The 13,960-nt window shown below is 53.9% G+C and carries 9 protein-coding genes; 4 read left to right on the top strand and 5 right to left on the bottom strand.

Annotated features, from left to right (window positions below; translation table 11 throughout):
- The first annotated feature begins 94 nt into the window (after positions 1-94).
- Together ACI1P1_RS20230 and ACI1P1_RS20225 are read left to right on the top strand one after the other, a co-directional pair.
- The gene (locus ACI1P1_RS20230) at positions 95-724 is read left to right on the top strand and encodes a YfbR-like 5'-deoxynucleotidase (RefSeq protein ID WP_416218257.1); all 630 of its coding nucleotides are present in this window, start codon (positions 95-97) and stop codon (positions 722-724) included.
- 124 nt (positions 725-848) lie between these two features.
- On the top strand, positions 849-1,391 hold the full coding sequence (locus ACI1P1_RS20225) for a GNAT family N-acetyltransferase (protein ID WP_416218256.1): 543 nt from the start codon (positions 849-851) through the stop codon (positions 1,389-1,391).
- A 179-nt stretch (positions 1,392-1,570) separates the two neighbouring features.
- Here the strand turns inward: ACI1P1_RS20225 and ACI1P1_RS20220 are convergent, their stop codons facing one another.
- The 4 genes from ACI1P1_RS20220 to ACI1P1_RS20205 all read right to left on the bottom strand — a co-directional run bounded on the left by ACI1P1_RS20220 (position 1,571) and on the right by ACI1P1_RS20205 (position 7,707).
- Positions 1,571-2,542: a hypothetical protein gene (locus ACI1P1_RS20220; RefSeq protein WP_416218255.1), complete on the bottom strand. Its 972-nt coding sequence runs from the start codon at positions 2,540-2,542 to the stop codon at positions 1,571-1,573.
- Positions 2,514-3,710, bottom strand: a complete 1,197-nt coding sequence (locus tag ACI1P1_RS20215) for a hypothetical protein (RefSeq protein ID WP_416218254.1) — start codon at positions 3,708-3,710, stop codon at positions 2,514-2,516. The genes ACI1P1_RS20220 and ACI1P1_RS20215 overlap by 29 nt, the downstream gene beginning before the upstream one ends.
- A 6-nt stretch (positions 3,711-3,716) precedes the next feature.
- Positions 3,717-3,968, bottom strand: a complete 252-nt coding sequence (locus ACI1P1_RS20210) for an acyl carrier protein (protein ID WP_416218253.1) — start codon at positions 3,966-3,968, stop codon at positions 3,717-3,719.
- Positions 3,969-4,434: 466 nt separating this feature from the next.
- The gene (locus ACI1P1_RS20205; RefSeq protein WP_416218252.1) at positions 4,435-7,707 is read right to left on the bottom strand and encodes an FG-GAP repeat domain-containing protein; all 3,273 of its coding nucleotides are present in this window, start codon (positions 7,705-7,707) and stop codon (positions 4,435-4,437) included.
- A gap of 284 nt (positions 7,708-7,991) precedes the next feature.
- Between ACI1P1_RS20205 and ACI1P1_RS20200 the strand changes: the two genes are divergently transcribed.
- A complete protein-coding gene (locus ACI1P1_RS20200; protein WP_416218251.1) occupies positions 7,992-8,474 on the top strand; it encodes a GreA/GreB family elongation factor in 483 nt (160 codons plus the stop codon).
- Between the two features lie 129 nt (positions 8,475-8,603).
- Here the strand turns inward: ACI1P1_RS20200 and ACI1P1_RS20195 are convergent, their stop codons facing one another.
- Positions 8,604-8,864: a helix-turn-helix domain-containing protein gene (locus ACI1P1_RS20195; protein ID WP_416218250.1), complete on the bottom strand. Its 261-nt coding sequence runs from the start codon at positions 8,862-8,864 to the stop codon at positions 8,604-8,606.
- 191 nt (positions 8,865-9,055) lie between these two features.
- Here ACI1P1_RS20195 and ACI1P1_RS20190 point away from each other — a divergent pair, with 191 nt between their 5' ends.
- The gene (locus ACI1P1_RS20190; protein ID WP_416218249.1) at positions 9,056-13,870 is read left to right on the top strand and encodes an S-layer homology domain-containing protein; all 4,815 of its coding nucleotides are present in this window, start codon (positions 9,056-9,058) and stop codon (positions 13,868-13,870) included.
- The last annotated feature ends 90 nt before the right edge of the window (positions 13,871-13,960 follow it).

Below are 13,960 nucleotides of genomic sequence, written 5' to 3'. Positions count from 1 at the left end.
CCCTCTTTACACAGTACAGACCCTCCATTAATCCGCCGCTAACACGGTGTTGGTATACTGCTCTTACATCAGGTAAAAAAGGAGAGTGGCATCGATGGGAATTCACACGTATTTCCGGTCGCTGAACGAAATGGAGCGGATTTACCGCTGCCCCGGCAAGTTTAAGTTTGAGGAGCATACGGTGGCGGCCCATTCCTGGAAGGTGGTCCAATACGCCAAAACTCTGGCGGACATCGAAGAAATGCACGGCACTCCCGTGAATTGGAAAAAACTTTATGAAATCACCAGCAGCCATGATTACGGGGAAATCTTCATCGGGGATATCAAAACGCCGGTGAAGCATTCGTCCATGGAGCTGCGTTCCCTGATCCAGCAGGTGGAAGAAGGGATGGTCCATCACTTCATCAATGAGCATATTCCCGAGGAGTTCCGCCCGATTTTCTTCAACCAATTGCGGGAAGGCAAGGATCAGTCGGTAGAGGGGCTTATTCTGGAAGTGGCGGACAAGCTGGACCAGGTGTACGAGGCATTTGCGGAGCTGCAGCGGGGCAACACGGAGAAGGAATTTGTGAAGATGTACCGGGAGGCGCTGGTAAAGATCAAGCATATTCCCTTGGCATGTGTGGATTATTTTCTTAAGAACATCCTGCCGGATATGGTCAACGAAGAGTCTCTTTCGCCTATCGACATCAAACGGATTACCGAGGAAGCACTCAGCCAGTGAAAGGAAAGGATTCACCCACTGATGAAGGTGGAGAGGATTGAACCGGGTGGAGAGGATTGAACCGGGTGGAGAACCGCTATACAATAGGGCTGGTAACCCACAACGGTTCAAAAAGGAGCAGCTGATGAAGATCCAACCTGCAGCTTTTTCAGTTAAAGGAATGAGCTATGTTATCCGTTCTACCCTTCCCGGGGATGCCGCGGCATTGTCCGACATCCGGCTTCAGATCGACGGAGAGACGGAATTTATGGACCGGGAGCGGGGCGAGGGTTTTATTGACCCGGCGGGGTTTGAGGAGATCATCCGTACAGACACGGAGGAAGCCCGGAATTTATTTCTGGTAGCGGAGGCTGAAGGCAAGCTGCTGGGTTTTTGCAGGTGCCAGGGGAGTGCTTTGAAGCGGCTTTCCCATCAAGTAGAGTTCGGCATTTGTATCCTGAAGGAGTTCTGGGGATACGGGGTAGGCAGGAATCTTCTGCAGGAAACCGTCTCCTGGGCGGATGCCGCAGGTGTGGAGAAGATTGGCCTGCATGTGCTGGAGACCAATACCACGGCAATCCGGCTGTACGAGACCTTCGGTTTTGAGCAGGAAGGGCTTCTGCGCCGGGATAAACGTCTTTCCGACGGGCAGTTTTACAACACCATTGTAATGGGCCGTTTAAAATGAAGAAAAGACAAGCCAATTGATGCTCAATTGACTTGCCTTACCAGGAACCCGTAGCCGCGATTGCGGATGAAGGGTTTTTTTACTTTTTTGGTTGGGGGAATCGGGTCAGAAGCCCTCATAAATGAATAGTCCCTTGCCGGTAAAATACATCAGTACCAGAATCAGCATGATAAGATAGGCTAGGAGTTCGACGGTTTTGCGAATGACCGGAGCCATTCATCCACCTCCTTCGTAAACAGGGGAGCCCCTACTTCCCGGTTCAAGTGGACCAGATCGTGGAAGTATTCTGCGCTATACCGGTCCATCACATCCAGCACCGGCGTACCATGCTCCGCCAATATCCGGTTGGCCTCCGCCTTAAGCGGTTCTACATAGGGCGGCTTGGGGAAGTCCTTATGCCACGGCATCCAGATGACCCGGAGAGCCAATCCGTGCTCGGCCGCGTAGTCGGCCACCCAGGCCAGAGCATCGAGATTTTCCCGGAAGTCGGGGAGAGTCAGATGACCCCAGAGCTTATCATAATAATCCCAACGCTCCGCCATCCACGCCTTTTCCTTCAGGCCAAAATACAGCTCCTTATCAATCCATCTGGGCTGGTAGTCCAGAAGCTTCCCCGCATCCAGCTCCACTGCTCCGGCATACAGGCTCTTCACCGCCTCCGTGCCGGAATCCCGGAAGTAATCCCGGTATGCATAGATGTAAGGCTGATAGGGCTTTTTGAACCACTGGTAGGTGGGGTCGGTCTGCATGTCGTCGATCATGGTATGGACGTCAATGCCCACCACCAGCTCGTCCTTCACCTGGTATAGACCCTTCTCCAGGATAGCCTTTAGATCGGTGATCCGGCCGTAGGAGAGGCCCATCTCCGTTAGGGGATGGGAGGACTTGTTCTCCATATAGGCACCCGTCACCGCCGAGTTTCCGAAGAACACGGAGCCGGTGCGGGCCCAGGAGTGATGGTACAGCGTTTTGGTAAAGTCATTCTTGTAGAAGCGCCGGGAGGATTCCATCGGGTTCCACCAGGCCAAAGCCAGATCCGCCAGGAGGAACAACACCGCCAGGCCGATCAGGAAGCCGTACCGGCGGGTGCGCGCGGCGGCTTTCGAGAAGGGCCTGCCGGGATTAAAACTGCTTTTTCTGCCAGTCCGCATATTGCTCCCGGAAAGCGGCGGGCCAACGGGTCTCGTCCAGGCCGTATTGGGCCAGGAAGGCAAAGACCCAGCGTTCGATGCCAAAGCCGACACAGCCGGTTACGGCGCTGCGTTTGCCGAATTTGATGTTGAAGGCATTGCCGAAGGTGTTGCTGTGGAAGTTGACGGAGCTGGCGGCGATGGACTTGTCCAGATAGGGGACAGACAGGCGCAGCTCGTACTTCATCTCCTGGTTCCGTTGGAAGGAGGCCTTCACTTGGAAGTCGTTGGTGAAGAAAGGATCGTTGGCAATTTCCATCCAGCTGTCTACGTCCCACTCGGCAGCCAATTCCTTCAGGTACTCGATGGCCTTCAGGCGGTTTTCCTTGACGTAGTCGGGTTTGCCCACGAAGATGATCTCCCGCATGCTAAAGTCCAGCAGGCGGCCAAAATCCGTATGGTTCCGGGACTCGAACCGGTGGCACTTGGAGATGGCGGTGACGGTGATGCCGTCGCCCTCCAGCACCTCGTCCTGCAGTCCCTCATAGCAGTGGTAGCAGGTGGAGGGGTTCATGGTGAATTTGGGCTTGGGCATGCTGGCGTTTAGGTCCAGCGGTGCGTCCTGCTTCCAGCCGCCGATTTCGCGGATGGTTTGGGAGAAACCCTCGATGACGTCCAGATCCTCCCGCAGATGGGTCAGAAAGTGGATATGCTCGGGGAAGGAGGTGAAGTGGTTGGTTTTGTTCAGGGTATCCGCATGGATGACGGCGGGGTAATGCTCCTCCTTCAAGCCCTCGAAGCGGCGGGCGATCTTGGCCACGAAGGAATCATCCATAAACCGCATCAGGCTGGAAAAGGGCTCCCGGAAGATGAACATGCCGGGCTCCAGCACCTTGATGATTTTTTTCTCGACCAGCTCGGCGATAATGTCCTCGTGGTGGGGAACGTCTACCCGGTGCTCGAAGAGGATGTTTTCCTTAAAGCCGAAATCCCCCTTGGAAAAACGCTCCGCCAGCCGTTTGGCTCGTTCCTCGATGACCGCATTGCCCAGGGGTGAGCTGTGGGTGATGCGGAGAATATCCCCGTCAATGTCAATCCCGGTAATGGTCTCGTCCACAAAGGCGCAGGCATATTTCAGTTGGCCGTATTGGGAGGTGGACAACCCCTCCAGGGAAATCGTGCATTCCATAATCGATTACCTCGCAATCTTACGGCTGATGAAGGCCGCGATTTCATTGATGGTGTTCAGGGGGTAGAGCATCAGGTCCTGGTTGGTGACTTGCAGATTGTAGGTTTTTTCGATGTGGGCAATCAGGGCGGTGGCGCCGATGGAATCGATAAAGCCGTAATCGAACAAGTGCACATTCTGGGAAAAGTCCTCGTCGTCCGGATCAATCTCGTAGCGGGCGCGGATATGCTCCTCCAGTTGGTTAGCAATCTCGGTCATTTTTATTCCTCCTAAGAGTTTTGCGTCAGCAAAAACTCACTTCGTAAGCATAAGCTGGGCTATCCGAAGGGTAGCCAACATCGTAAGCATAAACTAAGTTTTGCGTCAGCAAAACTCGCATCGTAAGCATACGCTGGGGCCGCAGCATCCACCTGGCATTTCTAACGGAAGCAGAAGCCGCTATTTGGCGAAAAATCGGCCTTTCCCAATCCTAACGGAAGCCAGTGCTCTTATTTGGCCTTGATGGCACCCAATCGGACGCATTTGCTCCAAATAGCGGCTCTCACCGCCGTTAGAATTTCAATGGCCTGCTTTTAGCTGGAATAACGGCTCTGACCGCCGTTAGAATTTTTCCTATGGCCTGATGACCAGCGCCAGCAACGGAAATGCCGGGTACACGTACAGGTGTGACACTTTCGTATAAAGCTTCCTATGGTCCGGGTGGCCGGTCATCGGGCTGCTGCAGTTAATCCTTGGCCCACTTCAGCGTCACAGTGGTGGCTTCCCCAAAGTGGGTAACCGTATAGGTGTATCCCACAGGCGTTGTCTGCCCATTCTGCCCCGTTTGTCCGGGCAGCCCGCCCGAGCCGGCTTCGCTTTGCTCAATCTTCAGATTGTCGCCGCTAATCACAAGCGGGGTAGGGCTGTAGATCTTTGCCTGCTGCATGCCACCGTCCAGAAGCTGCAGAGACACCTCGCCGTCTCGCACCTCCGTCCACCGGAAGGGCACATTGCTGCGCTCCAGATGCAGTCCCGCCGGACTCCAGTCTACGGTCAGCTTCACCGGCTCGCCTAGTCCCGCATACAGAGTTCCGTTCTGCCGGGTGTAAATCTGGGAATCCACGCCAAGGGGCGAACCTTGGTAAGGTTTGCCCGCTTCGATGGCCACCCCGGGTGTAAACTTGTATACACCCGCCAGCCCATCGGAAACCTCCGAGGTGTCGGCGGTCAGGGTCAGCGTCAAATGGGCGCCCTTGCCCAGCTTGTTCTTTACCTTGTCCATCAGCCAGGCGGCATAGGTTTGTTTGACATGCACCTTGGTCTTCAGGGTGGTCAGTGCCGAGCGGGCCAGCTGGGGCTCGGTCATAAAGTTGTAATTCTCCGTATTGCGCAGCTGGTCCAAAAACGTCACGTAAGGCAGCAGCAGATTGGTCTGCCCGGGAAGCTTGTACTCAATATGATCAAAATAAATAATTGGCATATCCAATGCGGCGTAAGCCCGGTAAATATCCTCCGTGGCGTAATCGGAGCCTTTGGCCCGGAAAATCATGTTGGGCGAGCTTAGCACCATGGGCCGCGCAAGCTTGCTGTCCTCCAGCAGAAACGGCATACTCCACACATAATCCTGGCCGTACTGTGGGTCCATAGGATTATTAGGAGGCCGGAAGCCGAAGTTGAACCACAGCCCCGCCTCATTTTCGTTACGCAGGGTTTGCAGCCGGTCGGCATTGTTGATCCGCCAGGTATGCTGGTTGGTGCCCATGGCCGTCCAAGGAATACCCAGCTTTTCGAACATTTGGCGGTGGAGCTCAATTTCCCGTTTTTCCTGGGCATCCGATAGATAGCTGTGGAAGAAAAGATGGGGGTACAGCTCAAGTTTGTTGGCCTTGGCATACTCCACAAATTTCTTCACCTCGCCGGGGTAAGGGAAGTCCGGATCGTCCAACGGGACAGGCAGACCGAATTCCAATTGGCCTACCACCAGATCCTCCTTGCCGTCGTGATTCAAGTCCGCCCACAGCGGCACGGAATTATGACCGCCCACAAGCGCCTTGGTGTTCACCTGGTTGGAGGTGGCTCCGTTCACCGTGCCTTGTTTCGTGTAGCTTCCGCCGTGGGAACGGATGTAAACCGTAATATCCCCGTCCTGGCTGCCCGTTACAATATCCGGTACACCGTCTCCGTTCATATCCCGGACGGCAGGGGAGGCATAATGGGCGGAATGAGTGAACAGCAGCTGTCCCTTTTCCCATTGGCCAGATTTTCCGGGCACTCCGCGGTAGCCGTAAATCCGGCCCAGGCCGTCGCCGACTACCAGATCCAGCGTGCCGTCTCCGTTATAATCTCCAAGGGCAGGCGCCGCATAGCTTTCCACCCGCACCTCCACACCACCTGCCCGCAAGGGCACCGGCTCGGTGAAGCGAAGGTTCTGCTTGCCGTAAGCCACCCATACCCGGCCGTCCTTGTCACCTACAATCAGATCCAAAACGCCGTCTGCGTTCAGGTCCCCTAAAGCAGGGGCCGAATAACCTGAGGGAAGCTGCAGGGACTTGCCGGAAATGCTCAGGAGCGGCTCTTTTTTGCCAAAGGAATCAGGAGCAGCCAGCCCTTCCGGAAGCCGCTGGTCGGCATAATCCTCCGGACGGCTGCCCAGATTGCGGAAGAGATACAGCTGCCCGTTGGCGCTGCCCACCACCAAATCTGTTCGCCCATCCCCGTCCAGGTCGGCCAATGCCGGATAGGCCCGGTAGGGGTTATCCAGCTTGTCGCCCAACTGGGTCGGGACCGGGTATTTCTCCAGAGTCAGGGCTCGGCCTTCACTGGACATGCGCACGCCGCTTCCATAGAAGGAATTCTCCAGCTGCCCGATAAACGCTGGCTCCCGGGTGCTGCCCGTGTTCAGATGTACGGTCAGATTTTCGAACCACTCATTCCATTCGTAGGAGGAACGGACAATGGAGAAGGAAGGGATCTGGTTGTACTTGCGCAGCAGCTCGGTCCATTGAATCCCTTCATCATGGAAATAAGCGCTTGCCACCTCAAAGTGGTTCTGGTACGCCATAGCCGGACGCCCGTAAGGGCCATGAATCTTGGTGATGCTGTATCCCAGCTTCTCCTTGGACACGTAGTCCAGATAGGCATTGCGCAGCTGGTAGTTGGCGGTGGCAAAGGCAAACTGGAAGTAAGGCTGAAGGGGAGCCTCATTTTTGAACCGGAAATATGTACCCCCTTGGGTCAGCTGGTAGCTGCCGACGGCTTGCTTCTGCTTCTCGGCAAAGCCCTTCTCCGGGTCCATCCCGCTGGCCAGATCGAAGCCTGTAATATAATAGTGGGTGGGCAAAAGGGCGCTGGACCATAACACGGTTCCTTTGCCGTAACGGTTGGCGGTCATCACACTGGCGCCGTTCATGCGCACCAGGGTTTCCGCTGTGGTAGGCTTCAAGCCATATCCCCAGTCGTAGCCGGGCAAGGCATTCAATTGGCCATTGGCCGCCTGGCTGTCCGTCATCTGATTCTGGCTGGCGAAGCTGTCCACGAACAGCCGGAACACCTGCTGCATGTTTTGCAGATGAAGGTCGACGTCCGGGTATTCAAAGGAAATCTCCGTGGGCGAGCCCATCCGGACCAGCTCCGAGCCTCCCAGGAGGGCGGCAGGAAAGTCTGCGGCAAAATCATTTTCAAGGAACAGATGACCGCCCTGCTCCACGTACCGGGACAGCTTCTCCACAGCGCCGGTGAGCTCGGGGGCCGCTTTCAGATTGTAGTCCAGATAAATGGAATCATACCGGTTTAACTGCCGCTGGCTTAACTCTGCCAAGGGATGTTTCGACACGCTCGCGTTGGCGGCCAGGGTCTGGCTGAAATGGTCGTAAGCGGCCTGGTCGAAACCATCCGCGCTTACGGCGAATAGGAGGGTAACCCGCTCCTCCCGCTGTATGAAGAATAGGGCGCACACGGACACAACAAGAAGCGCCAGCAGCATGGCGATGGTTAATTTGGCTGCTTTTGTCGCTTTCAAGGGACACTCCTAACTGTTGCTTTTTAGTTAACTTGCAGCTGTCCGGCATGAACCGGGCAATAAAAGTAGTATAGCATTTTTCGCGAATGATGTTAACCTTCGTCGGATCGTCCCGGCCCATTACCCCTGGCCTTGACATACCTGCCGCAGGTGCTAAGATGAGGGTAAGGCCTCTATATCCTATAGGGGCCTTCTATTTCTATTGAAGGAGGAAAGCGCGATGATGATGCCCAAACAAGACATGATCCGTTCCAAGATGCTTTATTTAGGAGGTGATATCTACTATGAGCCCTAGAGTCAAGGAGAGTGTATGGCGTGAGTTTTTCATCCGTCAGCTGATTATGTTCGATGATGAGCGCGCAAGATTTCTTGACGCGTATTTTCCCGATTTCGGAAACGGGCGCTCCCAAGCGGATCAGCTGCTGTCTGACTATACGCAAGTCCTGCGTCAGCAATTGGCCGACGGAGAAGAAGGCTGGTGCGGGAAGGTGCTCATCGGCAGCCGTGTAGTGATCTCCTACTTGGACGATATGTCCACGGACACGCTGACCATTGTCAGTCCCCATCATGCAGTCCTCCCGGAGGACGGTTCCGGAGAATGCCCGGTTTCGTTCCTGTCCCCCATGGGAAAACAGCTTCTCATGAAGCCGTGCGGGGAGCTGGTCCATGTGCAAACTCCTTCCGGCCGGCTTCCCGTAAAGATTGAACAGATCAGGCTGTCTGAATTCGCTTTTGCAGCAGGAGAGGGAGAGCAGCAGGCGCTCTAGAGGAAGTGGTCTGTGGGGTATAGGGACAAGGCAATCTCCCGGTTAGGGAGGCAGCAAATTGAACTTATATTATTAAAAACCCGGCCCTATAGCCGGGTTTTTCTGTGAGTGCGGAGAAGGCCTCTTTGCTCAAAAGGCGCTTTCCACTTCCTTTTTTCCATAGTCAGGTGGGGAGGTCAAACATTCATTCGAGAACAAATATTCCACGGTTACATGCAAAGCTGCGGCAATCCGTTCAATATTCAGCAGGCTGACATTGCGACCTCCGCGCTCCATGCTGCTGATATAGGTTCGATCCAATCCGGAGCGTTCCGCCAAACATTCCTGGGAAACGCCGCTTCGGGTCCGCAACGTTTTGACACGACGCCCAAAATCTTTACGGATATCCATGGGTGCCCCTCCCCCTTAAGATGATTATTGTCGATTATAACAGAAAAAAGGAGAATTGAGGATGAAAATCCCAATATTCATCACACTTGTGACTTATAGTCCGTGGAAAAAGCTGGGCGGGGCGTTTACGATGTTTCCGTTCATTAATTTCCATCACGCGTAGAACACAAGAGATTGGGAGGAGCGGTATCATGTCGAAACAAGCTTCAAAATGGATGTCACTGCTGCTATTGGTCAGCTTGGCAGTCACAACGGTCGGAGGCCATCTTTCTGTTGCCAATGCCCAAGCGGACGGTACATCCTTAGAAAAAACAAGCGTCCTATCTAGCCGCGGCACTGGATTATATCTGGATGCCCAGGAGCATTGGGCTCAGGCGGCGATCGCAGAGTGGAGCGGATACGGAGTCGTTCAGGGTTATGAGAACGGATTGTTCCAGCCGGATGCTCCAGTCAGCCGAGCCGAATTCGCGGCCCTTATTCAGAATATCGTGAAGTATGCGGAGCAGGGATCCAATCCGTTCTCCGATGTACAGAAGGACCAATGGTTCTATGAGGCTGTTGTCAAGCTCAATAAGGCGGGTGTCATGGAGGGGGCGGATGGAAAAGCCAATCCCCAGCAGCATGTAACCCGGCAGGAGGCTGCAGTACTGGCAGCGCGGGCTTTCCATATGGAAGCAACCGGAAGTCGGACTGCGTTTGCAGATGATGCAGCCATTGCCCCTTGGGCCAAGGGAGCGGTAAGCGTATTGGCGTCCCGATCCATTCTTCAGGGACAGCCGGACGGAACCTTCCGGCCCAATGCGGATTTGACACGGGCAGAGGCAGTGGCATTGTTCGATCAACTGCTGGCGAAGTTGTATGTGCAAGCCGGGGAGTACACTGGAGATACAGCCGGGAATGTTCTGGTTAACGCTCCAGGCGCGGTTCTCCGGAATGCCAACATAAACGGAGACCTGTATATCGCTCCAGGGGTAGGCGATGGAGAGGTTACGCTTGATGGGGTAACGGTATCGGGAGCTGTTTATGTCCAAGGTGGAGGCGAGCACTCCATTATTCTTCATAACGCGAAGGTAATGGGGGCGGTAGTTGTCAACAAATACGACGGCAAGGTCCGGTTGTTGGCTACAGGTACCACTGCCGTAGCCTCTACGGTGCTTAAAAGCGGAGCCCTGCTGGTCACGGACGGACTGACAGGTGCTGGTTTCCAAACGGTAACCATCACTCCCGGTGTCCCCGCCGGTCAGAGCATTAAGCTGGACGGCTCCTTTGGCAAGGTGATCAACCAAGCTCCAGAAGCCAAGATTACGGCAAACGGAAGCATTAAGGAATTTGTGGCGGAGGTTAATACCCAGTTATCCGGCGATGCCAAGCTGGAGAAGGTAACGCAAAAGGAAGGGGTTTCTGCAACCCTTAACGACAAACCGATCAGTTCCGGGGGGCCAAGCGGTACCGTATCAGGCGGCCCAGGGGGAGGCGGCTCCAATTCCGGTAATCCTGGGAGCGGCAATTCAGGAGGCGGCGATTCAGATGGCGGCAGCACAGTACCCGTATCCAACGTAACTCTTGACGTTGAGAAGGTTACCTTGAATGTGGGGCAGCAAAAGCAATTGACGGCAACCGTTTCCCCTGCCAACGCAAGCAACAAGGCGGTAACCTGGAGAGTTTCCGATGATAGCGCTGATGTAGTGACTGTAAGCGCCGAAGGTCTGGTTACGGCCAATGCTCCAGGGACGAAGAACATTGAGGTTACCACTGCCAATGGCGGGTTTAAGGCGGTGGCCAGCGTGACCGTCAACCAGCTTGCGCTGGGTGTGAAGGTGACGGCTTTTACAGGCAGTATTGTCGATTCCTCTGCGGAAATCGACGGTGTTCTGCGGGAGAACAGCTCCCGGGTGACGGTGTCGGAGACGGTCTATGCCTTCGGACATGAGCATGCATTTTATTCCGCTATCACTTCCCATCAGCCTCTGCTTCCCACCACAGTGGGCCATGCGGTGTATGCTGTTATCACTCTGGTGGACGGGGCCGGCCAGCCTTTGACCAATACGGAGGGGCTCAATGTTACAGTGAATGGGGCAACCTACCATCCCCAGTATGGGGCCGGTTTAGCCGACAGTTATAAGCAGGGTAGCTTCTTATTCCTTGTCCAGAGCGGCGAGCCGGAAGCTATTCAAAAATACCAGCTTCGTTTCGCCCAGGAAAGTGTTGGGGAAGCCAATCTTACCCTGGTATACCGTCCTGAGGGAACCCCCGTATTGACCGACTTTAATGTGGAAGGGGAAGGAAGCGTAGGCCAAACCCTGACCATTCGCAATATCCGGTTCAATCAGGCGGACCACGCTGTTGGACGGTTGTCCTATGCCTGGTACCGCTCCTCTAGTCCTCAAGGGCCGTATGTGCAGATCGGCAGCGATGACCGGTATGTGGTCACTCCCGCGGACGCGGATGGTTATATTGTTGTCACGGTTACGACGGATGAACAAACAGCCAGCGGCAGCATAACCGGTACACCTCTGAAGATTGCGCAATTAGGAGACACCTCTATTATTGAGGCAAAAGCCATTGGTCTGCGGAAGGTGGAAGTCAAGTTCAGCAAGGCGGTTGACCCCGCTTTAGCAAAGCTGACTCTTACGAAAGGTGATGCAAATATTGCAACACGGGTGTTCTTTTCCCAAGAAGGCACCTCCGCTGTTTTGGAGCTGGTGGAGTTGAAGCTGACGGAGGGCTCCTACCAGGTTGCCTTCGGCGGATTGCCTGCCGGGGAAATGGGAATCAGGACCGCAGCCTTCATGGCCAAGAATGAGATCTTGACTAGAATCGCATTTGTTACTGACGGCGAACATCTTGCTGCGGCCAACCCGGTTATCGTCCGGTTGAAGGCCATCAACCAATATGGAGAAAATGCATCCTTCCCGGTTTCCGCTTATACGGTAACTGCACAGAGCGAGGTTGTACCGAGTCTGATTAAGAATATCAAGAGGGACCGGACCGGGGAACTGAGGATTTATCTGGATACCAGCGATGACCGGATTGTTCTGGAAACAGATAAGATTGCCGTCACCGTCTCTCATGCGGATTCAGGCACTGCTGTATCGAAGAGCTTCGTGAAGGGGTTCGAACCCATTGCCAGTAAAGTGGAGCTGGGAAGAGTGGTATATTCCAATGGCGGAAATACCCTGGAGAAGGCCGGAGAGTCTGCGGTATGGGATATTATCGTTTACGATCAATACGGCAATCTGATGCCGATGGAGTTTTCGACTGGCTCCACAGGAGGTGGACTGGTCCAAAGAACCTCTGCTATCCTCACTCCTTATGAACAAAGACTAAGTGTCAAAGTAGGAGACAGCAATCAGGATGGGTTTCTTGATGCACAGGTTACCTTGAATGGAAATCTGGACAAATCCGGGGAGTTCAAATTGAACGTTTATTGCGGAGCAGCTGTCGGCACAACCAGCTTCAATGTAAAAGCGGCCAAAATGGTGACCAAGCTTGAGCTCGGTGAACCCGCAACCCCGATTGCTGCAGGGGATATCGAGGCTTACATCCCATTAAAGGCCTTTGATGCTGACGGTAATCAGTTAAGTGTGGAGGAGCTGACTTACCCAGAGAATATCAGCAGAATCACCCTTAGCGCCTCTGCTGCCTCTGCAGCTATTGTGGATTTTGGGCCCCAAAAAGGGATGCTTAAGCTGTATGGATTTTCAGGTGTACCGCTTACTAAAATCTATGTTTTTGCTGGAATCATCACACCGAATGTGAACGAGACGGTGACGAAGGAGTACGTGATTTCCAAAGCCCGTATTCCGGACACGATCCAAGTGCTGACGGAGCCAGCTCCTTATTTGGCGGCCGGGGCCGAGACCTCCATTAAGGTATCCATTTACGACCAGTATGGGAAACTGCTAAAGAACTTCATGAACATAAATCATGCCGGAGGAGTAACGGACTCATACCAAAACGCGGCCAAGTTGTACCGGCTGGCTGTGACCAGTACCGTCAGCAATGGATCGGTTTATTTTAATAATTATGATGCTCCATCTGCTTTTGAAGGGAATACCGCCTACTACATGGGGAGCGATGTATCCAGAGTCAGCGGTATGGAGAGAAGGTTTTCTTCTCAGTGGGCCGATCCAATAGGTTATGCATCTGTGAGATACGCACTTGAGGTATCCACGGATGGCGGAGCCACATGGTCTGAAATAACGATCACCCAAAGAAGAGTGAATGCCTTGGATCCCTCGCGGGAGTTGAATTACACCGTTTCCCCGTTGGGCGAGCTGTTCAGCGCGGTTGCCAGCTCTACGGAAAATGACAAGGGGCCTAAAACCATTCGCCAAGTCCCTTACAGTTCTAGTGAGACCTTAACCTTAACGGAGCAGCTTAATCCTGTGGAAAGCCGTTTGGCCCGTGAAGTGGTGGTTACCGCCAAGGACACGGAAGGAAACACGGTGGCGATTCCGAAGCTAATCAAGTCCTTATCCCCCTCAGACCCATCCATCGTCAAAACAGGGTTGGCCGGCAGCACAGCTTCATCCGGGGGCCCTCAGGGTCGCGGATATGTGTTGGGGAACAAAGCGGGCACCACATCCCTGGACGTTACGTATATGGCCGTGAATGGAGAGCTGCGGACGGAGAAGGCTGTCGTGACTGTGAAGGATGATCCCATCACGGTGGCTGATTTTACGGCTACTAGTACACTCCGGACCAATTTGAATGGTAATTTGGGAGAAGATAATGTGTTTACCTTATTCGGGCTGAAGGTGACGGACAACTATGGCAGAGTTTACAACAGCCAGATGCTGCAAAAGTATAATTACTTATTCGGCATTACATTTTCTGTGAAGTCGATTCAACTGGATTCCACTTCTTCAGGAAATCATCCGCAACCGGTTGTAATCGACCAATTTGGTAACATATACAATCACTCCAATGCTCGTTCGTTCGAAATTACCGCGACCACGGCATCCGGCAAGTCTGTAACCTTGTATGTGACTCGGCAGAATTAATGCGGGAATGGATTGAGACTGTGTTGGTTTCTAACGGCGGTGAGCGCCGCTATTCTGGCTAAAAGGTGCCTTTTGAAAAACTAACGGAAG

Origin of the sequence: Paenibacillus mesotrionivorans (genome assembly GCF_046098205.1) — a bacterium.
Taxonomy (GTDB): Bacteria; Bacillota; Bacilli; order Paenibacillales; family NBRC-103111; genus Paenibacillus_AR; species Paenibacillus_AR mesotrionivorans.
This window is presented reverse-complemented; position numbering and strand designations above follow the sequence as displayed.